Raw genomic sequence first — 26,830 nt, 5'->3', positions numbered from 1 at the left:
ACCACCCTCATCCCTGCAGATCTAACCAGGCCCCCAGACCGGCGAGACTGTCATAGGCAGTCATATCGATGGTCAGGGGGGTAATCGAGACATAGCCCTGCTCGATGGCAGCAAAATCGGTACCGTCACCGGCATCCTGCTGACTGCCAGGCGGGCCAATCCAGTAGATGGGCTGACCACGGGGATCCTCGGTGCAGATCACCGACTCCGCCCGATGGCGGTTGCCAAGGCGGGTGGTCTTGATCCCCTTGATCTGCTCGAGGGGCAAGTCCGGCACGTTGACGTTGAGGATCTGATCGGCAGGCAGGGGGTGTTTCATCAGCCCCTTCACCAGCAGGGCCGCATAGTGGGCCGCCGTGGCGAAGTGGGTCTTGCCCACCAGCGAGATGGCGATGGAGGGGTAGCCAAGATGGCGCCCCTCGGTGGCTGCGGCGACCGTGCCCGAGTAGATGACATCATCCCCCAGGTTGGCGCCGTGGTTAATACCGGCCACTACCATGTCGGGTTCAGGGCGTACCAGCTCGTTGACCGCCAGATGCACGCAGTCGGTCGGCGTGCCCTTCACCGCATAGTAACCGGTTTCGCTGATACGGGTGACCCGCAGCGGTACTTCCAGCGTCAGGGAGTGACTCGCGCCGCTGCGATTGCGATCCGGCGCCACCACAATGACCTCGCCGCAGGCGCGCAGCGCCTCGCTGAGGGCTCGAATGCCCTCGGCATGCACACCATCATCATTACTGACCAGAATTCGCATCGGTCTGATTCCTGAAACCATGATCGGCCTCTTCGGCCTGCATTAACTCGCGCACCACGCTGGTGGCAAACGCGCCCGCTGGCAGGAAGAAGGAGAGGGTCAGCGCCTCGCCGTCCAGCTGCCAGCTCATCTGCTCCGGCTTGAGCAGCAGCGGGCGGCGATCCTGATCCAGCCCGGCCTTCTCCAGCCCGTCACACCAATCGCTGTAAGGAGCAAGCACAGCCTGTTCAAACTCGGCAGCGGCACCCTGACTGGCCAGACGGCCACGGCCCCACTGGGGCGCGGTGAGCTGCACGTCGCCGGAAGCAAGACGCGCTTCCAGCTCGGGGGTCAGCACCTCTTCACTGAAGATGGAGTGGCTGCCCTTGAGCATCACGCAATCACCGGCCAGCAGCTGGTGAGCCAGCCCCTGCTCGATGCGGGCGCTGACGATGGCATTGAACAGCATGCTGCGAGCGGCTGAGAGGTAGAGGGAACGCTTGTTGCGATCCTTGATCCGCTTGCCGGCAAACATCGCCTTGGCCGCTTCCAGGTTGTTGCCATCACGGCCAAAACGCTGCTCACCGTAGTAATTGGGCACGCCCTGCCCGGCGATGGCCTGCAGGCGCGCTTCCAGCCCGTCGGCCTGTTCCAGACCGGTGAGACGCAGGGTGAAGTGGTTGCCCTTCAGATAACCGACCCGCAATTTGCGGTTGTGACGCTTGGCTTGCAGGATCTGGATGCTGTCGCTCTCGATGACCGACAAATCAGGTTCCGCCTTGCCCGGCAGATGAATGCCGAACCACTGCTCGGTCACCGCGTGGCGATCTTTCAGGCCCGCCCAGGTCACCGCATTGCGGTTGACCCCGGCCGCATCGGCCAGCAGACCGGCCACCCAGGCGGTGTTCTCGCCGGTTTTGCGCACCCGGACGAAGATGTGCTCACCCTCGCCACAGGGCTCAAACCCGAGATCTTCATTTACCACGAAATCGGCGGCCTCGGCCTTGAGGATACCGCGGGCAGTGGGTGCCCCGTGCAGATAGGCAAGTTGTTCCAGCATTATTGTTTCACCAGTAGGACGACGGCTTCGGTGGCGATCCCTTCCTTGCGCCCCGTAAACCCAAGCTGTTCGGTGGTGGTCGCCTTGACGTTCACCCGGTTCAAATCACATTGCAGATCGGCGGCCAGCACGGCGCACATGGCGTCGATATGGGGGGCCATTTTGGGGGCCTGGGCGATGATGGTCACATCCAGGTTGCCGATGGCATACCCCGCCTTCTGTACCCGGGCAAAAACATCACGCAGCAGAATGCGACTGTCGATCCCCTTGAACTCGGCAGCGGTATCGGGGAAGTGGCGACCGATGTCACCGGCACCAATAGCCCCCAGCAGGGCATCGCTTACCGCGTGCAGCACCACATCGCCGTCAGAGTGGGCAACCAGCCCCTGCTCGTAGGGAACCGGCACGCCACCCAGCATGCAGGGGCCAACACCACCAAATTTATGAACATCAAAACCATGACCAATGCGCATCATCAGCGGCAACCTCCCAACATGCTGAAACCAACCCCATCAATTTTGTGTACGTCCACACCATGTCCAATCCGGATCATGCTAACTCCTTGTTCGGGCCTGTTTGTTCGAGGCACTCTGCTCTGAACGGTCTGTTCTGACTGAGGGGCTTATGCCTGCTGGCTTAAAAACAGCCCCGCCAGCGACAAGTCTTCCGGCCGGGTCACTTTGATATTGTCGGCGCGCCCCTCCACCATCCGCACCGTGAATCCGGCCCGCTCCATGGCGGAGGCTTCGTCGGTGATGGCGGCGCCCAGAATCAGTCCCTCTTCGAGCGCCCGTTTCAGGGCACGGGTCGGGAACATCTGCGGCGTCAGGGCATGCCAGAGCTGCTCGCGCTCGACGGTGGCGATGATATTGCCCTCCCCATCGGAGCGTTTCATGGTATCGCGCACCCGACTGCCGAGAATGGCGCCGCCACAGCCCATGGCCGCGACAATCAGCGCATCGAGATCGCCGTGAGTCAGGCAGGGACGGGCCGCATCGTGCACCAGCACCCACTCCCCTTGCGCCACATGAAGGCCATTGAGGACGGAAAAGGCGCGTTCGGCGCCTCCCTCTACCCGCACAATGCGCGGGTCGGCCGCCACGGGCAGAGCCTCGAACCAGCGGTCATGGGGCGCCAGCGCCACGATCACCTGGGCGATGGCCGGGTGGGAGAGCAGCCTCTCCAGGGTATGTTCGAGAATGGTTTTACCCGCCAGTTGCAGGTACTGCTTGGGGCAATCGGCCCCCATTCGGCTGCCGATACCGGCGGCAGGGACGATCGCCGTCAGGCCGGATACCCGGCTGGCATCAGTCATCGTAGGGCTCATCGTCCGGCGCTGTCTCTTTGTCTTTCTCTTTGGGGATGATCCGGTAGAAGGTCTCCCCCTGCTTGATATAACCCAGATCGTTGCGCGACAACTCCTCGATGGCCTCGAGGCCAGAGGTGAGATCATCTATCTCGCGGTAAATGAGGTCGTTACGATCCTTGAGAGTCTGGTTGTCCCGCTGTTGCTGCGAGATGGCCTCCGACAGGTTCTGATAATCGGATAGCCCGTTCTTCCCCAGCCAGAGGTCATATTGCAGTCCCCCCAGCAGGAGGATCAGGATCAGGGTGAATAGCCGCATGCACTAGGTCTCCTTCAGGCGGCCTAGTGTCCCATATTCGGTGCCAAGACAAAAGAAAGCGAGCACCCGGGAGCCCCCGGCCGAACATAAAAAAGTGCCCAAGAGTGAATCAGATAGCACAAAGCCCCGCCAAACCGGTGCAAGGATGGCCAACCAGGGCGCTCCTTGTCCGGGGGCGGGGCTCTCAATCAGAAAGCGGTAAGGGGGATCAGTTCACCGCGACCGGCTCTCCCGCGCTCTCGGCCGGAGTGTTGTACTCCTCCTCGGCATCGCGGAAACGCTCCAGCATCGCTTTTGAGGGCGCTTCGCCAAGCAGGCTGCCCACCACGATGGCCAGCAGTGCGAACAGGAAGCCCGGGATGATCTCATACAGCCCCAGCCAGCCGAACTGCTTCCAGACGATGACGGTGATGGCACCGACCAGCATGCCCGCCAGGGCGCCGTTGCGGGTCATTCGCGGCCAGAGCACCGAGAGCAGCACCACGGGGCCGAAGGCGGCACCGAAACCGGCCCAGGCGTAGCTCACCAGCCCCAGCACCCGGTTTTCCGGATTCATGGCAACGGCGATGGCAATCACCGCGATCAGCAGCACCATCAGGCGACCCACCCACACCAGCTCACGCTGGGAGGCGTTCTTGCGCAGGAACGGCTTGTAGAGATCCTCGGTAATGGCGCTGGAGCAGACCAGTAATTGACAACTTAGAGTGCTCATCACCGCCGCCAGAATGGCGGAGAGCAGCACACCGGCGATCCAGGGGTTGAACAGGATCTTGGAGAGCTCGATAAAGACCCGCTCCGGGTTGCCGGTTACCCCAGCCGCCACTTCCGGGAAGCGGGCAAAATAGGCCAGCCCGAAGAAGCCGATGGCCACCGCGCCAGCCAGACAGAACACCATCCAGGTCATGCTGATTCGGCGGGCATTGGCCATGGAGTGGTGGGAGTCCGCCGCCATGAAACGGGCCAGAATGTGTGGTTGGCCGAAGTAGCCAAGGCCCCAGGCCATCAGCGAGACAATGGCGATCACATCCAGATTTTTGAACATGTCGAGGTTGGTAGCGCTATTGGCGGCCACCTCGATCATGGCGCTGTCCACCCCGCCGACGGCGATGATGACGAAGACCGGGGTCAGGATCAGGGCGAAGATCATCAGGGTTGCCTGCACCGTGTCGGTCCAGCTCACCGCGAGGAAGCCGCCGAAGAAGGTGTAGGTGATGGTGGCTGCTGCACCGACCCAGAGGGCGGTGTTGTAATCCATGCCGAAGGTGCTTTCGAACAGACGGGCACCGGCCACCACGCCGGAGGCGCAATAGATGGTGAAGAAGAGCAGGATCACCAGCGCCGAGAGGATGCGCAGCACCTTGCTGTGATCTTCAAAGCGATAGGTGAAATAGTCCGGCAGGGTCAGGGCGTTGCGGTTCTTCTCGGTATGCACCCGCAGGCGACCCGCTACCCAGCGCCAGTTGAGGTAGGCGCCGATGACCAGACCGATGGCGATCCAGCTCTCGGAGATGCCGCTGACGAAGACGGCGCCGGGCAGGCCCATCAGCAGCCAGCCGCTCATGTCGGAGGCGCCGGCGGAGAGAGCGGTAACCCAGCTCCCCATCCGGCGGCCGCCCAGAATGTAGTCATCAAAGTTGCGGGTGGCGCGATAGGCGACGAAGCCGATCAACACCATTCCGAGGATATACACCAGGAAGGTGATTAACATGGGTGTGCTAGCTGTCATGCAAAACTCCGTTTTGTGTCATTTTCTGCCCGCTCTGGTGACGGGCTCATCCCTAAAAAACCGGCCTAGCTTAATCAGCCGTTCGCGCCAGCTCAACCACTTTTAACAAACACAAAACACAATAAAAACCTTTGCGCATCAAATCATCTGCCGCATCAAGAGGATGGCGCCAGATTTCCTGCCATGGTCGTATTGTCCATATCGCAGCGCCCGCCGCTACTGAGCGTTCTGTTTTCACATTTTGTTACTATCCATTTTTTACAAGCCAGCGCCCCGCTCCTACACTCCCCGCCCTGTCTCATCACACCAGCCAGAGGTCGGCACCATGTCATCTCATCTGTCACACCTGCGAACCCTCGCCCGCCGCCTTCATCCGGTGGAGGAGTCGGGTCATCTCATCCGACGGGCCAAGTATGTGGGGCGTCTCTGGCTCAATCCCGGCGCCCGCGCCCTCTATCGCCAGCAGCAGGAGCAACCGCTGCTGGCGCAGGCGATCAGCCGCTTCCCCGATATTCTGGAAAAGCCGATCCACCCCTATCGCCACAAGGGGCTCCGCAAGCGCCTGCGAGCCGGGCTTATCAGCGGCCACTACCAGCAGCTGGCACGTCAGCTGCCCAAGGCGCAACAGCTGGCAATCTACAGCGGGCACGGCCTGCTGCTGGCCCAATGGCAGAGCGACAAGCTGACGGCACCGCTGACCCTGCAACTGGATTACCAAACCCACATGGGCAAAGAGGGGGAGATGAGCCTGACCCTCAAGCTGGGTGACGCGGCGCTCTATTACATGGCCCTCAATCTGCGCCCTACACCCAGCCCGCCCCTCGAGATCTGTTCGCTGCAGGGCGGCAAGGGGCAGAGCGAGGAGATCAAGCTGGTCACCAAGGCATGCGGCGGGCTGCGCCCCATGTCCCTGCTGGTCTATATGGCCGCCGAGCTGGCCCGGGGGCTGGCGTGCAAGAGCCTGCTCGGGATCCGCACCCAAAGCCACGTCTATCAGAGCAGCAAGCGCACTGCCGATCGGGTCAAGTTCGATCTCGACGGTTTGTGGCAGGAGCATCAGGGCTGCGTGCAGGATGAACTCTGGATGAGCCTGCCGCTGGAAGTGCCCCGCAAGACGCTGGAGGAGATCCCCTCCCGCAAACGGGCCAGCTACAAGGCGCGCTATCAGCTGCTCGACCAGCTCGGTAGCGAGCTGCAGGCAAATCTGCTGCGAAGCTGAGTCAACGCAGCAGAAACAAAAAGGGCGAACAGCATGCTGTTCGCCCTTTGTCATAACGGGGATTTGCCGTTAGCGGTTGATTGCCATCGGCATGCCGTTGCGCTGCTCCAACGCCTGCTTCACCAGTTGGGAGTCGCTGTCGGCGTGGGCAATGAAGCGGGTCACCGCCGGAGTCATCGGCAGCGGTGCCGGCAGCTTGGAGTTGAACTCCTCTTCGCTGCGCGACAGCGGCTGGTGCACTTCCAGATAGCGGACACCATTGGGTTCGAGAGATGCCTTGATCGGCTGGTTGACGAACTGGACGCGAGTACCGACCGGTACCTGCTTGAACAGGTAGGCGATGTCGTCGTTGCGCAGACGCACGCAACCGTGGCTCACCCGCAGGCCGATGCCGAAGTTGGCGTTGGTACCGTGGATGGCGTACATCTTGCCGATGTAAAGGGCAAACAGACCCATGGGGTTGTCCGGACCGGCCGGCCATACCGCAGGCAGGCTCTCGCCACGGGCGGCATATTCGGCATGCATCTTGGCAGTCGGGGTCCAGGTCGGGCCCGCTTTCTTGCGCTGCACGCTGGTCACCCAGTTTTCCGGGGTGTCGGTGCCGAGCTGGCCGATGCCGATGGGCAGCACTTCCACCACTTTTTTACCCTTGGGGTAGTAGTAGAGGCGCATCTCGGCCACGTTGAGCACCACCCCTTCTCGCGGTGCATCCGGCAGGATCAGCTGCTGGGGGATCACCAGCTTCTCGCCGGTCTGCACCAGCAGGGGATCCGCATCGGGGTTGGCTTCAGTCATGTTGGTGAGCCCCAGCTGGAATTTCGCCGCAATGGCCTCCAGCGGCTGGCCGTTCTCTTCGGCCGGGACCACGTATTCCAGATTTTCCCCTACCAGACGGCTGTTGGCCGCAGGCAGAGCATATTCAACAGCGAAAACCGGCGCAGCGGTCAGCAGCAGGCTGTAGCAGAGTGTTGCCACACTATTGCGAAGGAGCTTCATAACTTTCCCATGATGATGACTTGAAGTGACGTCTCTGGGCTGGCAGCTGATCAAGCGGGATCAGGGGCGCGAAGAGAAGGCCGCCATTTTTCTCCTCTGCACGGCAAATTTCAACTGACAAGTGGCGACGGGTCGATGATTAATATGCGGATTTTTACGCGTCCCCGACCCGCCCGGTCTCCCTGTTTATCCCCGTTGCCAGCCACGCATGTCGTAACCTGTGGGAGATTGATGCAACCGCAGATGAAATTGCTCAATGATGGCAAAGATATGGTCGAAAATATCGGCCTGGATCCCTTCGTAATCGGCCCATGCGGTGGTCGCGGTAAAGCAGTAAATTTCCAGCGGCAGCCCATCTGACGTGGGCGCCAGCTGGCGCACCATCAGGGTCATGTCCTTGCGAATGCCGGAATGGGCACGAAGATAAGCATCCAGATAGGCGCGCAAGGTGCCGAGGTTGGTGAGGTGACGACCGTTGATGGGGCAGCTTAGAGCATCGCTCAGCTGCTGGTTGTAGGCACTCAGCTCCTGCTCCTTGCGGCTCAGATAGGGTGCCAGCAGTTGCGCCTGCTTGAGCTGCAACTGCTCATCGGCCGTCAGAAAGCGCACGCTGGTCATGTCGATATTGACGCTGCGCTTGATGCGGCGGCCACCCGATTCGGTCATCCCCTGCCAGTTCTTGAAAGAGTCGGAGATCAGGGCATAGGTGGGAATGGTGGTGATGGTCTTGTCCCAGTTCGACACCTTGACCGTGGTGAGGCCGATGTCGGTCACCTCGCCATCGGCACCGTACTTGTCCATCTGCAGCCAGTCGCCGACGCTCAGCATCCGGTTGGCGGAGAGCTGGATCCCCGCTACCAGCCCGAGGATGGGGTCCTTGAACACCAGCATCAGCACTGCGGTCATGGCACCCAGACCGCTGAACAGGAACAGCGGTGATTTGCCGAGCAGCAGGGCGATCATCAGGATGCCCACCAGAATGCTGCCTACCAGCTTGGCCCCCTGGAAGATGCCGCGCAGGGGCAAATCCCGGCCAAGGCGGGTGTAGCGGCTTACCGACAACAGGCAGTCGAGCAGGGCGAAGAAGGCCAGCAGCAGGAACAGCAGAATCCAGAGCTGGGCCACCATCTCGATAAGCTTGAGGCTATCCGATTGACGGGGCAGCCAGATCTCCGCCTGACCGAGCAGCACGGCCCCCTGCAGCACGAAGGCCAGCCGGTTGAAGAGGCGCTGTTGCAGCTGGGGCGGCAGCCACACCTGTTTGGCCTTGCCGAGGATCCCCACCAGCCGGACCAGCAACACCCGGTGCAGCGCCATGTGCAGCAGCAGCGAGGTGATGACGATAAAGCCCAGCGCGATCACCAGCGCCATCAGGTTGGTCACTTCCACCCCAAGGCCCGACAACCAGTTAAAAAACGCCTCTTTCATTGCTCTCTCCCGAACATTGCTCTCTCCCGAACCGGGCAGCCCGCTGGCTGCAAAAACAGTGGTGGTCAGGGTACCGCTCCCCTCCCCCATGTCAAATCGGCGTACGCCAGAAATGACAACGCCCGGCACAGGCCGGGCGTTGTTTCAAAGCGAGGCTGACTTAGCAGACCAGGCTCAGGGCATCGCGGGCGATGACCAGCTCTTCGTTGGTCGGGATCACCATGGCGCAACGGCTGTCGGCGGTGGTGATGCGACCTTCGCCACCCAGTACCGCGGCGTTGTTGGCCTCTTTGTCCACCTTGAAGCCGAACAGGGCCAGACGGTTCAGCACCATCTCGCGCACCATGGCGGCGTTCTCACCGATACCGCCAGTGAAGACCACGGCATCCAGACGACCGTCCATCGCAGCGGCATAGGCACCGACATACTTGGCCACACGGTAGGTGAAGACATCCAGCGCGCGCTTGGCACCGGCGTCGGTGGCGTAGTTGGTGGTGACGTAGCGGCAGTCGCTGCTCGCTTCTGTCATACCCAGCAGACCGGACTCACGGGTCAGGGTGTGGTTGATCTGCTCCACGCTGTATCCGAGCTGGTCGTGCATGAAGAAGACTACGGCCGGATCGATATCACCGGAGCGGGTACCCATCGCCAGACCTTCCAGCGGAGTCAGACCCATGGAGGTGTCAACGGATTCGCCGTTCTTGATGGCGCAGACAGAGGCACCGTTACCCAGGTGGCAGTTGATGATGTTCAGCTCATTCAACGGCTTGCCCAGCTCTTTTGCGGCTTCTTCCGCAATGTAGCGGTGAGAAGTACCGTGGGCACCGTAACGACGGATGCCGTGTTCGCGGTAGAGCTTGTGCGGCAGCGCATAGAGGTAGGCCTCTTGCGGCAGGGTCTGGTGGAAAGCGGTGTCGAAGACGGCCACGTTCTTCTCGGACAGCTGCGGGAACACTTTCAGCGCGGCGCGAATACCGATGAGGTGCGCCGGGTTGTGCAGCGGGGCGAACGGAATGGCGGCTTCGATACCGGCGATCACGCCGTCATCAATGCGTACGGAGCGGGAGAACTGCTCGCCACCGTGTACGATACGGTGACCGATGGCCACCAGTTGCTCTGCAAGAGTCGGATCCTGCGGCAGGATGTGACCCACGATATGGTCGAGGGCCTCCTGGTGAGCGGCACCCGCTCCCAGCATGGCTTCGCCCTTGACCCCGTGGAGTTTCCATTTGATACGTGCATCATCCAGATTGAAGCATTCGGCCAGGCCGGACAGCATGTCCTCACCGGTTTCGGCGTCCATTACGGCAAATTTCAGGGAAGAGCTACCGCAGTTAAGGATCAATACCAACTTGCTCATGTTCTACATCTTCCTGTGCTTCGGCTTTATGCCGACAGTGTCGTGTCATCCAAAAGAGGATGGGATTCCCCTGCCGGGGGCTTATGGTCGCAGGAGGGTGCGCCCAATTTTTCAATTCTTTGGAGTTTCAACGCATTAAGGGTGCGTATCACTCGTTTCAATTCTTGCGAGTTTCAACGCATCACTGGTGCGTAGCACTCGCTTCAATGCATGACGGGGCAAGCGGCCCTGCTGTGATCGGGTCTCTGACACCCAAGGATAGCGCTTAGCAGCTGGCCAGCAGATCCCGGTGTACCTTGACCACCAGCTTCTTCACCTTGGCGGGCTGGTTGAAGGTGCAGAGCGGACGGTGCAGTTCCCCCGGCCAGAAGATGGCGAAATCCCCCGGTTGCAGCGCCAGATAGCTGGTCTGCTCGTCATCGACAAACCAGAGGTCGGGATGGGGATGGTCGGCGCCGTCGCTCACGTAGTCGTGGGGGCCCACACCTATCCACTCTTCACCGCGCAGCAGCAGCTGGATATCGAGATACTGCTGATGGAATTCGCCACGGCGATCCGCGGCTGGCTCGGTCAGATCCTCGCTCACCAGACAGAACAGGTTCAGGCCATCGATCTCGGTCTTGCCGAGCGGCGCGTCACCCCAGTGAGCCACGCTCTTCACCACCTCGGCCATGATACGGGCCAGCGGGGCGGGCAGCGGCGTCCGCTGCAGGGTGTTCAGGCTACCGGTGATCATGGCGTCTGTTTCCTGTTAGGTATATCTGGGCGGCATCTTTGCCAGCCAATGAAAAAGGACCTGTGACAGGTCCTTCAATAATGCCGTCTGCAATCCGTGCAAAGCAGTTTAGAGCGTTTGCTCATGTTCTGCTATGGGGGCACTGTTACACACTGGTACGCACCTTGCCAAGAGGCATAATCCCATTTTCATGGTGATCGTACCAGCTGAAACCATATTATTCACCACCCTTTCATCCTCGACTTTGACCAGACGCAAAAACGGGCGCATCAGCGCCCGTTTTTTTCGCAAAACCGTTTAACAACCGGCTTCATTCAAGCCTTTTCGGCGTTTTCCACCGGTTTGGCGTACATCGCACGCCAGATCGCCTTGTGCTCTTCCGGGACCTCTGACTGACGGGTCAGGAAGGCGGCCTGTTCGATGGTATTGGCCTTGCCGGAGACATCTGCCGCCAGATAGTTGCTGGGGAAGAGGCGATAGCTGCTCCAGATCGCCTTGTCGATCAGCGCGGCCAGTTCGTCCGGATCGCTGAACCCTTCGGTGATGGGGGCGCCGAAGGAGACATGTACCCGCCCCTTCTGGCCAACAATACCGGCGACGATGCTCTCGATATCCTCGAACTCGCCCTTCTCGTAGCTGCCGTTGACCGACTTCTCGTAAAGCTCGCGCGCCTTCGCCTTGTCGGTCGGGTCCAGCTCATAGCTGATGCTGACCGGCACGATATTGAGGCTGCGCATGTAGTCGACGAAGTCGATCTTCTGCTTCTTGCCGTCGACGTAGAACATCTTGAGGATGGCGGGATCGGTCTTGTCATCGCCATTCTTGGCGCGCCCTTCCTTCTGGGCGATCCAGATGGAGTGCCCTTCGTGAACCGAGTTGCCGATATAGGCCGACAGTTCGCCCAGCACCTTCATCATCTCCCGCGGCCCCTTGGCGGAGCGTTTGACGATAAAGCTCTTGTTGAGTTTCATCAGCTCGGTGGCACAGGGTTTGCGCAGCAGGTTGTCGCCGATGGCGATGCGCACGGTATCGAAGCCATGGCTGTGCAGCCCCCAGTTGACGAACGCCGGATCCATGGCGATGTCCCTGTGGTTGGAGACAAACAGATAGCCCTGCTCTTTCTTGAGATGCTCAATCCCGGAGAAGGTCACCCCCTTGGTGGAAGTGGCGATCATGCGGGACATATAGCGGGTGACCCCCATCTGGACCTGATGCACTGTGGTCACCTTTGACCACTTGCGACGCAGGAACAGGCGGATCAGCGGGCGAATGGCCCAGCCAAACCAGTTCATCAGGGAACCGAAACGATACTTGGCGATGGCGCCGATAAATTCATCATCCTGGATCAGCCGTTCGATGGCTGCCGGCACTTCTTCATCGCGGTAGGGACGGATATCCGCGAATCTATCTACTTCAGTCACAATGTCAGCCTTGCATGCTAGGGAACCGCAGCCAACCCGCGTTGGCTGGGGAAAATTCAGGGCGCAATTTTACACGCTTTTATGGCAAGGGGTATGTGACAAGCAAGAATAGTGAGATCTGACCAGTTTATTAATCGGATGCCAATGCCAGCGCGACTGCCGCCTCCGCATGGATGGCGGTGGTGTCGTAGAGCGGCACCGCCGCGCGGGCATCGCCCACCAGCAGGGCAATCTCGGTACAGCCGAGGATCACCGCCTCGGCGCCAGCGGCCGCCAGCCCCGCGATAATGGCCAGATACTCGGCCCGCGACGATGCGCGGATCTCGCCCAGACAGAGCTCGTCATAGATGATCCTGTGCACCCGATCCCGTCCTGCCTCATCGGGCACCAGCACCGCCAACCCGAATCGCTCCTGCAAGCGCCCCTTGTAGAAATCCTGCTCCATGGTGAAGCGGGTGCCGAGCAGGCCGACCCGGGTTACCCCGTCAGCTTGCAATTTGGCCGCGGTGGCATCGGCGATATGGAGCAGCGGGATATCGATGGCCGTCTCAATCTCGGGGGCGACCTTGTGCATGGTGTTGGTGCCGATCAGCAAGAAATCGGCGCCGCCATCCTGCAGCTTGCGCGCCTCCGCCGCCAGCAGACGGGCGGTGGCGGGCCAGTCACCGGCATGCTGCAGCCGCTCGATAGCGGCAAAGTCGACGCTGTTGAGCAACACCCGCGCCGAGTGCAAACCGCCGAGCTGTGCCCGCACCCCGCGGTTGAGCGCCTGATAGTAACTGACGGTGGACTCCCAGCTCATGCCACCCAGCAGACCGATACATTTCATAGGAACTCCTTTCATCCCAAGGGATGGCAGCACCGCGCCACCTTGCAGGCAAGGTCACGCGGGCGAGATAAAAAAGGCCCCGCGGGGCCAACAAGACAGCCGGTAAAGGCCCGGGTCAACCCCGGGCTAAATCCAGATCATCCCGACACAGGCAGCCGTCGCCAGCCCCATGCCAAGATTGAAACGCCGCCAACCCCGGGCAGTGCGAATGATTTGCCGCACCTGGGCACCAAAAAGCACCCAGAACGCCCCGGTGTAGAGGCCGGTAATGAAGAAGATCACCAGCACCCAGAGCGCGGAGGGCCAGTAAGCCTCCCCCGCCAGAGTGAAACCGCTGATGGCGGAGAGCGCCATCATCCACGCCTTGGGGTTGAGCAGTTGCAGCATGGCCCCCTGATGGGCGGGAATAAGCGGCCGGTTGCCCTCGGCCGGGCCACTGGCGGTCGCCACCTTCCACGCCAGCCAGAGCAGATAGGCCGAGCCGATCAACTTGAGGCCATCGTGCAGCAGCGGCACCTTCTCGAACACCACGCCGAGCCCCAGCGCGGTGGCGAGGATCATCAGATTGATCCCCCCCACCACCCCCACCAGCAGGGGAATCGTGCGGCGAAAACCCTGCGCCGCCCCGGCACTGGTGAGCAGCATATTGTTGGGCCCCGGCGTGCCGCAGGTAACCAGGGCAAACCCCGCCAGGGGCAGTAACCAGTTCAGATCCATCTCAACCTCTTGTCGATGCAACGCCCCCGTTATGGGGAAAGCCTTCTAATATGCAGAGCCGACCCCGTGGCGACAAGTCAGAAATGCCTCTTTCTCGGCCCCTCGCCCATCGGCGCAACACGGCTCAATACCAGAGCATCACCACGCAGAGCGCCGTCAGCAGGCCGAGGGAGCCGTTGAGCCGCCGCCAGCCCCGATCCGAGCTGATCCAGTTGCTCAGCTGATGGCCGAACAGCACCCAGACAAAGCAGACCGGCAGCGCCACCAGCACAAACACTGTCATCACCGCCAGCTGACTCGGCCAGTAACTGGCGCCGGGCAGGCTGAACAGACTGATGGCGGAGATCCCCATCATCCACGCCTTGGGGTTCAGGAACTGAAAGCCCAGCCCCTCCAGCATGGTCAGCGGACGGGCGCGTCGGGCCGGATCCCCCGGGGCACCGGCCACCGCGATACGCCAGGCCAGCCACAGCAGGTAGAGGCTGCCGAAGATCTGCAAACCGAGCCGCAGCAAAGGCCAGCGCTCGAACAGGGGGTAGATCCCCAGCGCCAGAACCAGCTGCAACACCGGCTGCCCCACCCCCACCCCGAGCAGATGTGGCAGGGTGCGGCGCACCCCGAAGTTGGCGCCGGAGGCCGTCAGCATCAGGTTGTTGGGCCCCGGCGTACCGCAGGTGAGCACGGCAAACCCGAACAGGGTGACATACCACTCCATCGTCATATTGTGACTCCTTACTTGCCACATTGTATCGATACAATGTGTGCTATTTGATTGTGAATAGGCTGAAATTCACGCTATATTGGGAACAAACTTGGATCAATGGATTTATTGTCACCATGACAATCTGGACTCCCGACCTGGCGGCCTTCGATGGCCCCCTCTACCTCAAGCTGGTCAAGGCGATCGAACAGGGGATCGCAAGCGGCGAGCTGCCCCCGCAGACCCGATTGCCCACCCACAGATCTCTGGCGGATCGACTGGGTGTCACCGTCGGCACCATCACCCGCGCCTACGGCGAGGCGGAGCGACGCGGCCTGCTGGCCGCCCGGGTGGGGCACGGCACCTGGGTCAAGGCGCGCGGGGTCAACGGGGCAAACACGGATCCCGCCAGTGAGTGGGTGATCCGCCAGGAGGAGGGGCATCGCATCGAGCTGTGGCAGAACCTGCCGGTGCAGCTGGATCGGGCGGCGATCATCCGCCCCATGCTGGGAGAAGTGGCGGACGGGGATCTCAACGCCCTGCTCGGCTACGACAAGGAGGCGGGACGGCCGGATCAGCGCCAACAGTTTGTCGACTGGTTGACGGAGCAAGGGGTGGCCTGCAGTGAGGATCGCCTGCTGTTCAGCCATGGCGCCCAGCACGGCATCATGCTGGCGCTGCTGGCGACCGGTTGCGTGGGGGAGACCATCCTGTGCGAGGGGCTGAGCTACCCCGGTATGCTGGGCAACGCTCGCCAGCTGAAGAATCAGGTGGTGGGGCTGGCGATGGATGAGGAGGGGCTGCAGCCCGAGGCGCTGGACGCCGCCTGCCGCACCCGCCGGGCCAAGCTGCTCTACCTCACCCCAACCCTGCAAAACCCCACTACCGCCATCATGAGTCTGGCGCGGCGCGAGGCCATCATTGCAATCGCCCGTCGCCACGATCTGCTGATCATCGAGGATGACGTCAACGGCCTGCTGCCGGAGCCCCACCCGGAGCCACTGGTCAATCTGGCACCGGAGCGGGTCATCTATCTGGGCAGTCTGGCCAAGATCGCCTGCGGCGGATTGCGGGTCGGCTTTGTGCTGACGCCCCCCGCCCTGCGCAGCGCCTTCGCCCAGACCATGCGGCTGTCGAGCTGGATGGTGAGCCCGCTATTGATCGAGCTGGCCTGCAAAATGGTCTCTCAGCGCCAGATCATGCCGCTCATCGCGCAGCAGCGGGAGATCCTCAAACGCCGCGGAGAACTGCTGCACCACCTGCTGCCGACCGCCCGCTGGCAGCCGGGCAGTATGCACGCCTGGCTGCCGCTGCCGGAGCCCTGGCGCAGCCAGCAGTTTGCCGCTGCCGCCGATGCCCTTGACGTCGGCGTGGCGAGCGGGGAACACTTCGCCGCCGGCCAGTTTGCCGCCCCGCAAGGGGTGCGCCTGAGCCTGAGCCAACCCGCCACCGACGCCCGGGTCGGCGAAGGGCTGGCCCGACTGGCGCAACTGCTGCAGGGGACGCCCCCCAGCAACCCCCTGCTATAGTCAGGGCCAGCCGAGTTGACCGTCACTCTTTATCGTCATTGCCAAGGAGAAGCCATGCCCCCCATGAGAGCCGCCCTGCTACTTGCCACCCTGTTGCTGGGTGGCTGCGCCTCGTCAACGACTCACCAGCAGTTGGGGGCTGCGCTCAATGGGCTGGAAGGGGAGTTGCAACGGCTGGAAGAGGAGCTGGCGGCGATGAACGGCCTGCACTATCAAAAAGCGATCGATGCACCGCTCAGTTTGCGCCGTTATCTGGGTGCCCCGCAGCCCACAGCCGAGGGGCTGGTGCCGGTCAGCAGCAAGCTGGAGGATGGGCCGATCCTTCACTATCAATACCGACTGCCAGCGAGCATGGCGACCCTGCCTCAGGACAACCTCTGCCAGCGCTACGAATTTGAACTGCGCCATCTGGGCCGCCTCGGACAGCTCGATCTGAACTGGCAGGGAACGAGAGGGGATGGATCTCGCCTGATCCGGCAGACCGAATGCAGCTTCCTGGCCAGCAGCGCACCAGTACAATAACTGTCCATCATGCGCCATCTATTGCCCTGCTGACTACTGTCAACTTTTCACTCGCCCAAAACTGGGCCTATGTGCGCCTTGGCTCTACCATGATCCATTCAATGGTCTGCTCAAAGGAAGTGCGTGCATGACGATACTGCTGCTCGAAGAGGATGCCCTGCTCCGTAGCGCCATCACCCGGGAACTGACCGAACAGGGTGTGCCCGCCGACCGGATCCACTACCACAGCCATCCGAACCAGGAGCGCAGTGGCCTGCTGACGCTGCTGCAACAGCAACCCTTCGACGCCATCATCTGTCAGCAGGACAAGCAACAGGGCCTTGAAGGGGCCCGGCTGCTGCACGAGGCTCACTTTCTCGGCCTGCTGCAACCCGGTTGCGTTTTGCTATTGCTCGATGCCGATCAGAACGAGCAGGAGTTTCTCCCCTCGGATCTCTACTTCTCCCTCTATCTGCAGCTCCCCTTCATGACCCGGCAGCTCGCCACCGTGCTCGGCCCGCTGGTGAAATTAAGCAGCCTGACTCGCACCCTGGCCGCCCCCATTCTGTTGCGGGAGTGGCAACTGGCTACCGCCCTGTGCGAAGACCTGCTGTTTCAGCGGGAGCATCGCGAGCTGACCCCCTGGCTGGATCGGCTCAAGGGCTACCTGCTGCTGCAATCGGCCGAGCGGGTCACCACCGCCCAGCACTACGCCCTCTGTGCCAACGAATATCAGGCGAGCTGGCCAAGGGCCGGGTTCTTCTACGCCATGCTGGGGCTCGGCAAGTTGCAGAGCGCCCAGACCGACCTGCAGCGCCATCAGGCCAGGCTGCCCTCCGCCACCCGGCTGGAGCTGCGACTCGCCAGCCAACTGCACCAGCAGCATTGGTTGGCGGCGTGGGAAACCATGGGGGAGCTGCAGCAGCTTCGCCCCCATCAACCACGCTGGCATCAGCTGGCGATGCTGCTCGGGCTGGTGCTGCAAGATGAGGAGAAGGTGCTGGAGCAGGCCAACAGTCTGACTCTGCGCCACTTCAGCGAGCAGCGTACTCGGCTCGCCATCGACAGCTTTATGCTCAATGCCAGTCTGGCGGTGTTGTGGCACGCCCCCTCCAGCAACCGGATCCGCTCCCTGCAACAGGAGTGGGAGCACCTCAAACGCACCGCCACGCTGGCCCCCCACGAATATGAGCTGCTGCAGGCGTTGATGCTGGGGCTGGATTACCGCTTCGACGAGGCGTTGATCCTGATTGCCCACCACCAGCCGGACGAGGGGAACGACAACCACCTCGCCCTGCTGCTCGGCTTTGCGGTCAGCCAGTTCTGCGGGTTGCCGCACCACGCCCGGCGCTACCTGACCCAGCTGACCCACTACCGCGCCAGAGTGGCGCCCCACCCGCTCACCCATCAGCAGTTCCACCATCTGGTGACCGAGCTGGGCCAGCGCCTGACGGCGAGAGAGCAGCGCCTGAGCGAACTGCGCCAGCTGCGCCACAAGGCGATGCAGGCCAGCCAGTATCAGACCGCACTGCAAGCGGGCTTGCAGCTGTTGGAGGAGTTCCCCGCCCTGCCCGGCGATGCCTGGCAACTGCTGGAGCTGCTGCAACACTGCTGGCCAGCGGGCATGGCCGCCCCCAGAGTGGCACTACTGGTCGATACCCTGGAGCGGCGCCTCAAACACAGCCCCGCGTTTCTCGATCAACATGCCCAGCAGTACCACCGCACCCTGCACGAGATCCGCAGCCACCTGCAGCCGCACCTCTCCGCCAGTGGCCCCTCTTGCCTTATCGAGGGGCGACCCGAGTCGTCGTGAGCCAAACAGCACACTACCCGGCGGCGTCCGTGGTGCTCTATCAGTGGCGTTCAAATAGAGAGAGGGGAGCCTTGGCTCCCCTCTCTGCATGTTGGTTCTCTGTCAGCTGGTGGCGATGAACTGCAGGTTCAATCCAGCGCGTCACTCTCCAGCGCCACTTTCAGAAAATCTTTCCAGCTGATGATGCCGACCAGGGCGCCATTCTCCAGTACCGGCAGGCAGGAGACCCCCTTCTCCAGCATCAGTTTGACGCCGTCGCGCACCGTGAGATGAGACGCGATGGTGATGAGCTGACGACTCATGATCTGGTGGGCCCGCTTGGTGAGGGTTTCGGTATCGCGGTTCATCTCGGCTTCGGAGTCGAGGTAAGGGCTGATGGCGCGAAACAGATCCCGATCCGAAATCACCCCCACCAGCTCGCCCTCCTCCAGCACCAGCAGGTGGCGAAAGTGAGCCTGCTCGAAGATATCCTTGATGACACTGAGTCGATCATCCATTGAAACGGTGGCGACTCGGGTCGTCATAATATCCCTGATATGCATGCTAACCTCCGGTATCCAAACTGGTTTCACTGTTATGGCATGTTTTTGCAGCGTCAGCCAGTGGCCAGCCCTTCGCTACAGTGCAAATCTGCGTCATTTCACGTAAGATCCGCGCCAGTTTTTCTCCTCCATTTTGAGCAAGCAGATCCCACCCATGATAGTTGCCAGTCAAATCGAACTGATCCGCGGCGGCCGCAAGCTGCTGGACAACGCCTCCGCCACCATTCACCCCGGCCACAAAGTGGGTCTGGTGGGCAAAAACGGCTGTGGCAAGTCCACCTTTTTTGCACTGGTACGGGGCGAGCTGGCCATCGACAGCGGCACCTTCAGCCTGCCCGCGGGCTGGCAGATCGCAGGCGTCGCGCAGGAGACCCCGGCGCTCGACTGCTCGGCGCTCGAGTACGTGATCGACGGCGACAAGGAGTTCCGCTCGCTGGAGGCCCAGCTGGTACAGGCCGAGCAGGATGACAACGGCCTGCTGGTGGCCGAGCTGCACGGTCGCCTCGATACCATCGGCGCCTACAGCATTCGCGCCCGCGCCGCCGAGCTGTTGCACGGCCTCGGTTTCAGCGACGAGCAACTGAGCTCGCCGGTGCGCAGCTTCTCCGGTGGCTGGCGCATGCGTCTGAACCTGGCCCAGGCACTGCTGTGCCGCTCCGATCTGCTGCTGCTCGATGAACCGACCAACCACCTGGATCTCGATGCCGTCATCTGGCTGGAGAAGTGGCTCAAGGGCTATCAGGGCACGCTGGTGCTGATCTCGCACGACCGCGATTTCCTCGATTCGGTCATCAGCCGCATCATCCATATCGAGAACGGCAAGCTCAACGAATACACCGGCGGCTACTCCGACTTCGAACTGCAGCGCGCCGAGCTGCTGGCCCAGCAACAATCCATGTACGAGAAGCAGCAGCGGGAGATGTCCCACATGCAGGCGTATGTGGACCGCTTCCGCTACAAGGCCTCCAAGGCCCGTCAGGCCCAGAGCCGCCTCAAGGCGATGGAGCGGATGGAGAAGATCCTGCCCGCCCACGCCGACTCCGAGTTCAGCTTCGAGTTTCGCGAGCCGTCGGCCCTGCCGACCCCGCTGATCGCCATGGAGAACCTCAGCGCCGGTTACGGCGACAAGGTGATCCTGGAGAAGATCAAACTCAATCTGGTACCGGGTTCCCGTATCGGTCTGCTCGGTCGCAACGGCGCCGGTAAATCCACCTTCATCAAGATGCTGTCCGGCTCCAACCCGCCGCTGTCGGGCAAGCTGGAGGTGAGCGCCGGTGTCAGTATCGGCTACTTCGCCCAGCATCAGCTGGAGACCCTGCGCCTCGACGATACCCCGCTCGATCATCTGGCCCGCCTCGCGCCGGACAAATCGGAGCAGGAGCTGCGCAACTATCTGGGCAGCTTCGGCTTCCACGGTGACAAGGCGCTCGACAAGGTTGCCCCCTTCTCCGGCGGTGAAAAAGCGCGGCTGGTGCTGGCGCTGATCACCTGGCAAAAACCGAACCTCTTGCTGCTGGATGAACCGACCAACCACCTGGATCTGGAGATGCGCCACGCTCTGACCATGGCGCTGCAAGGCTTCGAAGGGGCCATGGTGGTGGTATCGCACGACCGGCACCTGCTGCGCACCACCACAGATGACTTCTATCTGGTACACGGTGGCCGGGTCGAGCCGTTCGACGGCGATCTGGACGACTACCACAAGTGGCTCGGCGAGCAGGAGAAAGAGGCCAACGCCAAACCGGCGGATGGCCCCGTCTCTGCCAACTCGGCAGTAGCACGCAAGGATCAGAAACGGCGCGAGGCGGAGTTCCGGCAAGCGACCCGTCCCCTGCGCCAGAAGCTGGAAAAACTCGAAGCGAGCATGGAGAAGCTGCAAGGCAAGCTTGGCGACATCGAGAGCCAGCTGGCCGACCCCGCCATCTACGAAGAGAGCGCCAAGAACAAGCTCTCCGAGCTGCTCAAATCCCAGGGCCCTCTCAAGGAGCAGCTGGAAGAAGTTGAGCTGGAGTGGATGAGCCTCTCCGAAGAGCTGGAAACCATGGAGCAAGCCTTCTTTGCGTGACGAACAGCTGATGGCAAGCGAGCGGGTCGCGGTCCACGAATTGCCGACGCCGATCGGCTTCTGGCACTGGAGCGGCAAGGTCTATGGTGAGCGCAGCCAGGATTGGCTCACCGTGCAGACGCAGGGGGGCAACGTCAATCTGGCGCTGCTGCTGCACCGGCTCGATCAACTCGGCATCGTGGTCGATCTGACCGACCTGCAACCGGCGCTGGTGCAGACCGAAACGGTGCTGACCCCGTGGCGCACCCTGCGCCAGAGCGCCAAGGCGCGGCTCGACGAGCAGGAGTATCAGTCGATGCTGGCCCATGAGCTGGAGCTGGAGCGGCTGCAGCAGGGCGTCCTGTTGCAGACCCTGCGCAGCCTCTCCCTGTTTCGCGGCAACAGCCGCAATTTGTTGAACTATCTATCGTTACTGGGTGCCCAGCAGGGCCCCCTCAGAGATCTAATATGCTGAGCTACCGCCACGCCTTTCACGCCGGCAACCATGCCGACGTGCTGAAACACGCCGTTCAGGCCCTGATCATCGAGTCCCTCAAGAAGAAGGAGAAACCCTTCATCGTGCTGGACACCCATGCCGGTGGCGGTCTCTACGACCTGCGCGGCGACTGGTCCCAGAAGAAGGCCGAGTATGCCGACGGCATCGGCCGCCTGTGGGACGAGCGGGCCCAGTGGTCTGCCATAGCCCCCTATCTGGGCATCATCGAAGAGATGAACCAGAACGGTGAGCTGCACTACTACCCCGGCTCGCCGGAGCTCTCCCGCCGCCTCTCCCGCGAGCAGGACAAGCTGGCGCTGATGGAGCTGCACAACAACGAAGTGGACGATCTGCGCGCCAACATGGGCTATGACCCTCGCGTCGCCGTGCACCACCGTGACGGCTTCGAGGGGCTGATCGCCCTGCTGCCGCCGACCCCGCGTCGCGGGCTGGTGCTGATCGACCCGCCCTATGAGCTCAAAGAAGATTACTTCGCCGTGGTCGATACCCTGAAAAAGGCGCAGAAACGCTGGGCGACCGGCATCTACGCCCTCTGGTATCCGATCCTCGGGCAAGAGGCGGACAAATCCCGCGACATGCTGCGCGCCATCAAGCGCGAGAACTTCGGCAACGTCTTGGTGGCCGAGCTGGAAGTGGCCGGTCAGACCGCCGACTGGGGCATGAACGGCTCAGGGATGCTGATCATCAGCCCGCCCTGGATGCTGGACGAGCAGATTGAAGCCTTCCTGAAACCCCTCTGTGCCAAGCTGGCGCAGGGTGCCGGCGCCCAGTACAAGGTGGAGTGGCTCAACAAGGCCGAGGATTAATCCCCCGCCCCAAGGCGACCACCGAGTTGAAACGCAAAAGCCCCATCACGGGGCTTTTGCTATTGGTGCGGCCGGTGTGTGCAGCAGCCTGAACCTGCGCGCCCCATGAGCGGGCAGGTAGATCCTGTTTCAGCGCAACCAGCAACAGGGCCAGCAGGCCAAAGGGCGGAAACAGGCAGAGCAGGGAGCAGATAAGGGTGACCAGCGCCGGATGCTCGCTCTTGCGGCGCGCCAGTCGCCAGGCGATGACGCCGACGATGACCATCAACAACGCAATGAACTGGCCAAGCAGGGTGGCATTGATATTCATGAAAGATCCTTTTTCATGGGCAAGTGTGAAGAACCTGTACTTTATCGCCTTGGCTGCGATTGGCAACCGCTGAACCGCACCGGCAACGCGCCCGTTGATAGGTTCTCTCTATCCTGGCAATAGATGAGAATAGTTTTCATTTAATCTCATTTCGGCGGATACTCTCACCATCAACAGAGGGAGCCGCCATCATGAAAAAGACCATCAGCTTTGCCATCCTGCACTTCGGTGTCGCCTTTACCGTGGCCTACCTGCTGACCGGTGAGCTGCTGACCGCCAGCCTGATCGCCCTGATCGAGCCCGCCGTCAACACGGTCGCCTTCTACTTTCATGACCTTGGCTGGCACAAGCTCAAGCCAGACCACAGCCTGCAGGCCAAGACCAGCAGCTTCGCACTGGTGCACTTCAGCGTCGCCTTCGGGGTTGCCTTCCTGCTGAGCGGCGAGCTGCTCACCGGCGGCGTGATGGCGATGATCGAACCGGCCATCAACACCATGGTGTTCTTCTTCCACGAGCGGCTGTGGCGCGCCCGCAGTCAGCAACTGGCGCTGGCCTGATCGACCGGGCAACCCGCCTCCCCCTTTATCGCGGCCACAAAAAACCCGACATTCCGGCCAGGAGTGTCGGGTTTTTCACATCAGCAAAGCTCTGTATCTGGATGCATCACCCGATGCCCCACCAACGCCTGTCAGGCTTTCTTGCAGAGTGGGTCAACGATATAGGCGCTCTGATCAAACTTCTGCCAGGCACCAGTGCCGACCCCATCGACCACCAGAATGGAGACCACGCCGAAATCGATAAAGATCCCGAGCAGGGTGGTGGCATCGAACGACTTGGAGACCGGCACTGTCACCGAGTAGCAATCCGCACGCTTGACCGTGATGGTGTAATTCTCTTTCTTCTTGAACGAGGTGATCACATTGCCATGGCCCAGCAGCATATCGTTGACGTAGATCTCCGCATCCGGATCCTGACTGCGAATGGAAACCTGCTGGCTTGCGCCGTTGAACATGGCCGCACAACCGGACAGCGTGATGGCCATCAGGGCCCCGAGCAAAAACCTGAACATATTTTTAGCCTGCTTGTAATTAACAAAAGCCGGCAATCTAGCACGCCACTTGGGCCAGCGCGAAACCGCAATGCCGCAGCCCAACCTGAATGCTTAAAATAGCGACCGTTCCTGACTTTTTTGCACACATAAAAGTCTCAACCTGCAAGGGTTCCCCTCCCCGAAGTGCAACGACAAAACCGCTCGCCAGCATGCACCGCGCCGCAAAAAGTGCTCGGCACCTCTGCTGCATTGCCCTGTAGAGTGTGCTGTAGTAGGCAGATATGCCCTCCTCATTGCTGGAATCTATCGATGAACAAGACCTTGCTTGCCACTCTGCTGCTTGCCCCTCTGCTGGCCTGTGCCGCGACCCCCTCCTTTGACTGCGCCAAAGCCTCCGGGTCGGTCGAAACCCTGATCTGCAAGGATGCCGGACTGGCCGCCCTTGATAACGAACTGGCGGCCCTCTACCCCAAGGCAATTGCCGCGCTCTCTCCCGAACAGCTCAAGACCGAGCGCGCCATGCAGCGCGGCTGGATCAAGGGTCGCAACGACTGCTGGAAGGGGCAGGACCTGCGCCAGTGTGTGGAGGATAACTACCGGCTGCGGATCACCGAGTTGCAGATCAGCGGCGGCCAGCTGATGGTACCAACCCCGATCAACTACCAGTGCGGCAAGAGCGTCACCCTCTCCACCTACTTCTATAACGATGCCAAGCTGCCCGCCGCGGTGATCAACCTGAGCGAGGGCGACAAGCAGCAACAAGTGCTCGCCTATGAAGCCCCCAGCGCCAGCGGCGCCCGTTATGAAGGGCAAAACCTCACCTTCTTCACCAAGGGGGACGACGCCACGCTGGAGCGTTACGGCCAGCCAACCCTCACCTGCATGGAAAATCCGACCAAGGGGTGAATCTGATAGGGAGCGGCACGGCCGCTCCGCTTCTTTGAAATCTGAAAACCAACCAGCGGCGAGCAACACAAGCCGCTCCTTCTACACCACTCCCCGCCCACCTTAGCCCTCCCACTCAAGGCTTGCACCATCCCGCCAGCTGCCGACTCGACCGCTTTATCAATCAATTTGTTGAGCTTGCTCAGGAATCGGCTATCTGCCCCTTTCCCTCAGCACGCCCGCCGCTAATATAGCCAATTGGCAACATACGCCTCGTCGGAGTCTCTCATGAGCCATGCCAACCCTATCCCGTTGGTGAAACGCAGCAGACTGGAGGCTGAAATTCAGGGGCGGTAGCCATACCACATCTTGCCCGACCCCTTTCCTGTCAACGCCAGGCAACCGGCAAGCCAATGACCTACTCAAACCATTCAAATCAAGGTGGTGTATGGAAACACAAACCCTGCATCGTGGTCGGCTGATCGACCATATCCAGCTGGTGGTAAAAGATCTCGCCGCCAGCCAGCGCTTTTACACCGCGACCCTGGCCGCCCTCGATATTCCGCTGGGCGGCACCGGTGATGGCTACTTCTGGGCAGACGAACTGTTTGTCACCACTGTCGATAGCCCCGCCGCGCTGGGAGTACTGACCGGTCGCCACCATCTCGCCTTTCAGGCGCAAGACAGCGCCATGGTGGATCGCTTTTATCAGGCCGCTCTGGCCAATGGCGGTAAAGACAACGGCGCCCCCGGCGAGCGAAATTATCACCCCGGCTACTACGCCGCCTTTGTCCTCGATCCGGATGGCAATAATATCGAAGCGGTTTATCACGGCGAGGCAAAGCGCAGTGCTGGGTCAGTAGAAATTCAGTTTTAGAAAATGAAATGAATATCATCAATTAGCCAACCACTGCTTATTATTTAACTACAAATGTAACTTCGGAGTTTTAATGCCTATCCCAGTCACTGCATATAAAGTTCTTATTGGCTCTCCATCCGATGTATCAAACGAAAAAAAATCGTTGAATCCGCAATACATACATGGAACTCTATTAATGGTATAGATAAAGAAAAAACACTGATCCCTGTCATGTGGGAATCTGATTCAGCTCCACTACAAGGAGATAGACCACAAGGCATCCTTAATAATTTAATGGTCAAAAAATGCGACATAATAGTTGCTGTTTTTTGGTCTCGATTAGGATCCAATACTGGCACAGAAAAATCAGGGACTGTTGAGGAAATTAAGTATTTCATAAAAGAACAGAGACCAGCCCTTGTATATTTCTCAAAACAACCACTCCCCCAAGATCACGATCCAGAACAATGGAAACAACTTACTGCCTTTAAAAGAGAAATCAGAACTGGTGGTATTCAAGCAGATTTTATTGGTGACAGTGACTTATCCATGCAACTTATTCGTCATTTATCCATTGTAATGGATGAAATGATTACAATGCCTACGGTAGAAACCAAGCAAGTTAAACGGCTTATTAAAGAAAGTGCAAAACAACAATCAACTGATAAAGTAAGTCTCAAAAAAGAAATCAATACAACTACCATCGATATATTTATGAAGAAAAGAACACCTAAATCATTCATCGTTTATGGTGTAAGTGAGCAGCATCAATGGCCAGATGATTTACATGGACAATTCGTATCAATTGGGGATGGTAAAAAAGCATGGCAATTTAGTCTTAAACGTCAAACTGAAGTTGCTTTAGCGCTCGGGATTACTAACGAATTGAAATCATAAAAATGAGTTTGCTAGAGAATTTAAACTGAACGGCTACTCGTAGGTTCGAATAGCGAAGCGTATTCGGACAATCGCGAATAAATCGGCCCCCCCCCAAAAAAATCCTAATAACCCACTATCTCGATAGCAAACTTTCCTGACACGGTGGAGCTCTTCTGCCATTCACTGATTAAGTGGACGTTATTTTTATCCAGCTGGAATAAACAATGGAATATTCATTAAATTGGAAACAACCATTACTCTCTATGAGCAAGCGGTTCTTTATATTTATCACATTGATTTTTGTCGGGTTTGTTGCACTCAGTACATACAAAACCCAACTCGACATGGAGTTGGGCTCTTGGCTCTTTTACCAATATTTAAAAATCCTGCTAGCATCCTTCGTTGTATTGTTCGCAATGGCTCAAGCCTCCAGATTGTTTTCCGTCGAATTGAGGAGCGAGGATGTGGTAGGTAGAAACCGCTTTTTCCAGAAAGTATCCATACCCTATACAGAGATGATCAGTGCAGGGCAAGATCATGAACG

At 60.2% G+C, this 26,830-nt stretch carries 27 protein-coding genes and 2 pseudogenes; 12 read left to right on the top strand and 17 right to left on the bottom strand.

Annotated elements, in window-relative coordinates; all coding sequences use genetic code 11:
* Nucleotides 1-7: 7 nt before the first annotated feature.
* The 6 genes from surE to putP all read right to left on the bottom strand — a co-directional run bounded on the left by surE (nt 8) and on the right by putP (nt 5,144).
* The gene (gene surE, locus BN1115_RS06050; protein ID WP_042656468.1) at nt 8-754 is read right to left on the bottom strand and encodes a 5'/3'-nucleotidase SurE; all 747 of its coding nucleotides are present in this window, start codon (nt 752-754) and stop codon (nt 8-10) included.
* Complete coding sequence (gene truD, locus BN1115_RS06045) at nt 735-1,793, bottom strand: tRNA pseudouridine(13) synthase TruD (RefSeq protein WP_042656467.1); 1,059 nt, start codon at nt 1,791-1,793, stop codon at nt 735-737. Before truD ends, surE begins: the two co-directional genes overlap by 20 nt.
* Nucleotides 1,793-2,269, bottom strand: coding sequence for a 2-C-methyl-D-erythritol 2,4-cyclodiphosphate synthase (ispF, locus tag BN1115_RS06040; RefSeq protein WP_005335518.1), 477 nt, complete (start codon nt 2,267-2,269; stop codon nt 1,793-1,795). The genes truD and ispF overlap by 1 nt, the downstream gene beginning before the upstream one ends.
* A 146-nt stretch (nt 2,270-2,415) precedes the next feature.
* A complete protein-coding gene (ispD, locus tag BN1115_RS06035) occupies nt 2,416-3,108 on the bottom strand; it encodes a 2-C-methyl-D-erythritol 4-phosphate cytidylyltransferase (protein ID WP_042656466.1) in 693 nt (230 codons plus the stop codon).
* Nucleotides 3,101-3,418, bottom strand: coding sequence for a cell division protein FtsB (gene ftsB / locus BN1115_RS06030; protein ID WP_005335520.1), 318 nt, complete (start codon nt 3,416-3,418; stop codon nt 3,101-3,103). Before ftsB ends, ispD begins: the two co-directional genes overlap by 8 nt.
* 208 nt (nt 3,419-3,626) lie before the next feature.
* Entirely contained in the window at nt 3,627-5,144 is a 1,518-nt protein-coding gene (gene putP, locus BN1115_RS06025; RefSeq protein ID WP_042656465.1) for a sodium/proline symporter PutP, read from the bottom strand.
* A gap of 325 nt (nt 5,145-5,469) precedes the next feature.
* Between putP and BN1115_RS06020 the strand changes: the two genes are divergently transcribed.
* The gene (locus BN1115_RS06020; RefSeq protein ID WP_042656464.1) at nt 5,470-6,363 is read left to right on the top strand and encodes a VirK/YbjX family protein; all 894 of its coding nucleotides are present in this window, start codon (nt 5,470-5,472) and stop codon (nt 6,361-6,363) included.
* Between the two features lie 69 nt (nt 6,364-6,432).
* Here the strand turns inward: BN1115_RS06020 and BN1115_RS06015 are convergent, their stop codons facing one another.
* The 8 genes from BN1115_RS06015 to BN1115_RS05980 form a co-directional block, all read right to left on the bottom strand.
* Nucleotides 6,433-7,359 (bottom strand): L,D-transpeptidase family protein, encoded by a 927-nt coding sequence (locus BN1115_RS06015; RefSeq protein ID WP_042656463.1) that lies wholly within the window; start codon nt 7,357-7,359, stop codon nt 6,433-6,435.
* 186 nt (nt 7,360-7,545) lie between these two features.
* Nucleotides 7,546-8,787 carry a mechanosensitive ion channel family protein gene (locus tag BN1115_RS06010; protein ID WP_042656462.1) on the bottom strand — a complete coding sequence of 414 codons (1,242 nt, stop codon included), beginning with the start codon at nt 8,785-8,787 and terminating at the stop codon, nt 7,546-7,548.
* 160 nt (nt 8,788-8,947) lie between these two features.
* Nucleotides 8,948-10,147 carry an acetate kinase gene (locus tag BN1115_RS06005; protein WP_005354534.1) on the bottom strand — a complete coding sequence of 400 codons (1,200 nt, stop codon included), beginning with the start codon at nt 10,145-10,147 and terminating at the stop codon, nt 8,948-8,950.
* A 265-nt stretch (nt 10,148-10,412) separates the two neighbouring features.
* Nucleotides 10,413-10,883, bottom strand: coding sequence for a NanQ anomerase/TabA/YiaL family protein (locus BN1115_RS06000; RefSeq protein WP_042059111.1), 471 nt, complete (start codon nt 10,881-10,883; stop codon nt 10,413-10,415).
* 314 nt (nt 10,884-11,197) lie between these two features.
* Nucleotides 11,198-12,304: a 1-acyl-sn-glycerol-3-phosphate acyltransferase gene (locus BN1115_RS05995; protein WP_042656461.1), complete on the bottom strand. Its 1,107-nt coding sequence runs from the start codon at nt 12,302-12,304 to the stop codon at nt 11,198-11,200.
* 130 nt (nt 12,305-12,434) lie between these two features.
* The gene (locus tag BN1115_RS05990) at nt 12,435-13,133 is read right to left on the bottom strand and encodes an aspartate/glutamate racemase family protein (protein ID WP_042656460.1); all 699 of its coding nucleotides are present in this window, start codon (nt 13,131-13,133) and stop codon (nt 12,435-12,437) included.
* 126 nt (nt 13,134-13,259) lie between these two features.
* Complete coding sequence (locus tag BN1115_RS05985) at nt 13,260-13,850, bottom strand: LysE family translocator (RefSeq protein ID WP_005335534.1); 591 nt, start codon at nt 13,848-13,850, stop codon at nt 13,260-13,262.
* Nucleotides 13,851-13,974: 124 nt separating this feature from the next.
* Entirely contained in the window at nt 13,975-14,571 is a 597-nt protein-coding gene (locus tag BN1115_RS05980; RefSeq protein ID WP_042656459.1) for a LysE family translocator, read from the bottom strand.
* Nucleotides 14,572-14,687: 116 nt separating this feature from the next.
* Here BN1115_RS05980 and BN1115_RS05975 point away from each other — a divergent pair, with 116 nt between their 5' ends.
* The 3 genes from BN1115_RS05975 (at nt 14,688) to BN1115_RS05965 (ending at nt 18,393) form a co-directional block, all read left to right on the top strand.
* Nucleotides 14,688-16,079: an aminotransferase-like domain-containing protein gene (locus tag BN1115_RS05975; protein ID WP_042656458.1), complete on the top strand. Its 1,392-nt coding sequence runs from the start codon at nt 14,688-14,690 to the stop codon at nt 16,077-16,079.
* 54 nt (nt 16,080-16,133) lie between these two features.
* Nucleotides 16,134-16,601, top strand: a complete 468-nt coding sequence (locus BN1115_RS05970; RefSeq protein WP_042656457.1) for a hypothetical protein — start codon at nt 16,134-16,136, stop codon at nt 16,599-16,601.
* A gap of 127 nt (nt 16,602-16,728) precedes the next feature.
* Nucleotides 16,729-18,393, top strand: coding sequence for a response regulator (locus tag BN1115_RS05965; RefSeq protein ID WP_042656456.1), 1,665 nt, complete (start codon nt 16,729-16,731; stop codon nt 18,391-18,393).
* A gap of 128 nt (nt 18,394-18,521) precedes the next feature.
* On the opposite strand, the gene BN1115_RS05960 is transcribed toward BN1115_RS05965, so the two are convergent.
* A complete protein-coding gene (locus BN1115_RS05960; protein WP_042059128.1) occupies nt 18,522-18,935 on the bottom strand; it encodes a CBS domain-containing protein in 414 nt (137 codons plus the stop codon).
* A 154-nt stretch (nt 18,936-19,089) separates the two neighbouring features.
* Between BN1115_RS05960 and BN1115_RS05955 the strand changes: the two genes are divergently transcribed.
* The 3 genes from BN1115_RS05955 to BN1115_RS05945 are packed head-to-tail and all read left to right on the top strand — an operon-like array spanning nt 19,090 to nt 22,302.
* Nucleotides 19,090-21,000, top strand: a complete 1,911-nt coding sequence (locus tag BN1115_RS05955) for an ABC transporter ATP-binding protein (protein ID WP_042656455.1) — start codon at nt 19,090-19,092, stop codon at nt 20,998-21,000.
* Nucleotides 20,993-21,454 carry a DUF2390 domain-containing protein gene (locus tag BN1115_RS05950; RefSeq protein WP_042656454.1) on the top strand — a complete coding sequence of 154 codons (462 nt, stop codon included), beginning with the start codon at nt 20,993-20,995 and terminating at the stop codon, nt 21,452-21,454. Before BN1115_RS05955 ends, BN1115_RS05950 begins: the two co-directional genes overlap by 8 nt.
* On the top strand, nt 21,448-22,302 hold the full coding sequence (locus BN1115_RS05945; RefSeq protein ID WP_042656453.1) for a 23S rRNA (adenine(2030)-N(6))-methyltransferase RlmJ: 855 nt from the start codon (nt 21,448-21,450) through the stop codon (nt 22,300-22,302). The genes BN1115_RS05950 and BN1115_RS05945 overlap by 7 nt, the downstream gene beginning before the upstream one ends.
* Nucleotides 22,303-22,408: 106 nt before the next feature.
* Here BN1115_RS05945 and BN1115_RS05940 read toward each other — a convergent pair.
* Nucleotides 22,409-22,612 (bottom strand): annotated as a pseudogene (locus tag BN1115_RS05940) (hypothetical protein); the annotation flags it as partial.
* A gap of 191 nt (nt 22,613-22,803) precedes the next feature.
* On the opposite strand from BN1115_RS05940, the gene BN1115_RS05935 reads away from it, so the two are divergent.
* Nucleotides 22,804-23,169 carry a DUF2061 domain-containing protein gene (locus BN1115_RS05935; RefSeq protein WP_042656452.1) on the top strand — a complete coding sequence of 122 codons (366 nt, stop codon included), beginning with the start codon at nt 22,804-22,806 and terminating at the stop codon, nt 23,167-23,169.
* A 131-nt stretch (nt 23,170-23,300) separates the two neighbouring features.
* Here BN1115_RS05935 and BN1115_RS05930 read toward each other — a convergent pair whose 3' ends face one another.
* On the bottom strand, nt 23,301-23,681 hold the full coding sequence (locus BN1115_RS05930) for a hypothetical protein (RefSeq protein WP_042059136.1): 381 nt from the start codon (nt 23,679-23,681) through the stop codon (nt 23,301-23,303).
* A gap of 291 nt (nt 23,682-23,972) precedes the next feature.
* Here BN1115_RS05930 and BN1115_RS05925 point away from each other — a divergent pair, with 291 nt between their 5' ends.
* From BN1115_RS05925 to BN1115_RS22645, 4 genes and pseudogenes are all read left to right on the top strand, one after another.
* Nucleotides 23,973-24,569 carry an MliC family protein gene (locus tag BN1115_RS05925; protein ID WP_042656451.1) on the top strand — a complete coding sequence of 199 codons (597 nt, stop codon included), beginning with the start codon at nt 23,973-23,975 and terminating at the stop codon, nt 24,567-24,569.
* 427 nt (nt 24,570-24,996) lie between these two features.
* Complete coding sequence (locus tag BN1115_RS05920) at nt 24,997-25,425, top strand: VOC family protein (RefSeq protein ID WP_042656450.1); 429 nt, start codon at nt 24,997-24,999, stop codon at nt 25,423-25,425.
* A gap of 213 nt (nt 25,426-25,638) precedes the next feature.
* Nucleotides 25,639-26,304, top strand: a complete 666-nt coding sequence (locus tag BN1115_RS21250) for a hypothetical protein (RefSeq protein WP_128821673.1) — start codon at nt 25,639-25,641, stop codon at nt 26,302-26,304.
* Between the two features lie 206 nt (nt 26,305-26,510).
* A pseudogene (locus BN1115_RS22645) lies at nt 26,511-26,830 on the top strand (hypothetical protein); the annotation flags it as partial.

This window comes from Aeromonas allosaccharophila, from assembly GCF_000819685.1.
In the GTDB taxonomy this organism is placed as follows: domain Bacteria; phylum Pseudomonadota; class Gammaproteobacteria; order Enterobacterales; family Aeromonadaceae; genus Aeromonas; species Aeromonas allosaccharophila.
This window is presented reverse-complemented; position numbering and strand designations above follow the sequence as displayed.

What these genes read in the sequence shown, in the direction of transcription:
- BN1115_RS21250 (WP_128821673.1), top strand. Translation starts at nt 25,639, where the DNA reads ATGTGGGAATCTGATTCAGCTCCACTACAAGGAGATAGACCACAAGGC.
- truD (WP_042656467.1), bottom strand. Translation starts at nt 1,793, where the DNA reads ATGCTGGAACAACTTGCCTATCTGCACGGGGCACCCACTGCCCGCGGT.
- putP (WP_042656465.1), bottom strand. Translation starts at nt 5,144, where the DNA reads ATGACAGCTAGCACACCCATGTTAATCACCTTCCTGGTGTATATCCTC.
- BN1115_RS05975 (WP_042656458.1), top strand. Translation starts at nt 14,688, where the DNA reads ATGACAATCTGGACTCCCGACCTGGCGGCCTTCGATGGCCCCCTCTAC.
- BN1115_RS05930 (WP_042059136.1), bottom strand. Translation starts at nt 23,681, where the DNA reads ATGTTCAGGTTTTTGCTCGGGGCCCTGATGGCCATCACGCTGTCCGGT.
- BN1115_RS05985 (WP_005335534.1), bottom strand. Translation starts at nt 13,850, where the DNA reads ATGGATCTGAACTGGTTACTGCCCCTGGCGGGGTTTGCCCTGGTTACC.
- BN1115_RS05935 (WP_042656452.1), top strand. Translation starts at nt 22,804, where the DNA reads ATGAAAAAGACCATCAGCTTTGCCATCCTGCACTTCGGTGTCGCCTTT.
- BN1115_RS06010 (WP_042656462.1), bottom strand. Translation starts at nt 8,787, where the DNA reads ATGAAAGAGGCGTTTTTTAACTGGTTGTCGGGCCTTGGGGTGGAAGTG.
- BN1115_RS05925 (WP_042656451.1), top strand. Translation starts at nt 23,973, where the DNA reads ATGAACAAGACCTTGCTTGCCACTCTGCTGCTTGCCCCTCTGCTGGCC.
- BN1115_RS05920 (WP_042656450.1), top strand. Translation starts at nt 24,997, where the DNA reads ATGGAAACACAAACCCTGCATCGTGGTCGGCTGATCGACCATATCCAG.
- ispF (WP_005335518.1), bottom strand. Translation starts at nt 2,269, where the DNA reads ATGATGCGCATTGGTCATGGTTTTGATGTTCATAAATTTGGTGGTGTT.
- BN1115_RS06000 (WP_042059111.1), bottom strand. Translation starts at nt 10,883, where the DNA reads ATGATCACCGGTAGCCTGAACACCCTGCAGCGGACGCCGCTGCCCGCC.
- BN1115_RS05965 (WP_042656456.1), top strand. Translation starts at nt 16,729, where the DNA reads ATGACGATACTGCTGCTCGAAGAGGATGCCCTGCTCCGTAGCGCCATC.
- BN1115_RS06015 (WP_042656463.1), bottom strand. Translation starts at nt 7,359, where the DNA reads ATGAAGCTCCTTCGCAATAGTGTGGCAACACTCTGCTACAGCCTGCTG.
- BN1115_RS05970 (WP_042656457.1), top strand. Translation starts at nt 16,134, where the DNA reads ATGCCCCCCATGAGAGCCGCCCTGCTACTTGCCACCCTGTTGCTGGGT.
- surE (WP_042656468.1), bottom strand. Translation starts at nt 754, where the DNA reads ATGCGAATTCTGGTCAGTAATGATGATGGTGTGCATGCCGAGGGCATT.
- BN1115_RS05955 (WP_042656455.1), top strand. Translation starts at nt 19,090, where the DNA reads ATGATAGTTGCCAGTCAAATCGAACTGATCCGCGGCGGCCGCAAGCTG.
- ftsB (WP_005335520.1), bottom strand. Translation starts at nt 3,418, where the DNA reads ATGCGGCTATTCACCCTGATCCTGATCCTCCTGCTGGGGGGACTGCAA.
- BN1115_RS05945 (WP_042656453.1), top strand. Translation starts at nt 21,448, where the DNA reads ATGCTGAGCTACCGCCACGCCTTTCACGCCGGCAACCATGCCGACGTG.
- ispD (WP_042656466.1), bottom strand. Translation starts at nt 3,108, where the DNA reads ATGACTGATGCCAGCCGGGTATCCGGCCTGACGGCGATCGTCCCTGCC.
- BN1115_RS05960 (WP_042059128.1), bottom strand. Translation starts at nt 18,935, where the DNA reads ATGCATATCAGGGATATTATGACGACCCGAGTCGCCACCGTTTCAATG.
- BN1115_RS06020 (WP_042656464.1), top strand. Translation starts at nt 5,470, where the DNA reads ATGTCATCTCATCTGTCACACCTGCGAACCCTCGCCCGCCGCCTTCAT.
- BN1115_RS05990 (WP_042656460.1), bottom strand. Translation starts at nt 13,133, where the DNA reads ATGAAATGTATCGGTCTGCTGGGTGGCATGAGCTGGGAGTCCACCGTC.
- BN1115_RS05980 (WP_042656459.1), bottom strand. Translation starts at nt 14,571, where the DNA reads ATGACGATGGAGTGGTATGTCACCCTGTTCGGGTTTGCCGTGCTCACC.
- BN1115_RS06005 (WP_005354534.1), bottom strand. Translation starts at nt 10,147, where the DNA reads ATGAGCAAGTTGGTATTGATCCTTAACTGCGGTAGCTCTTCCCTGAAA.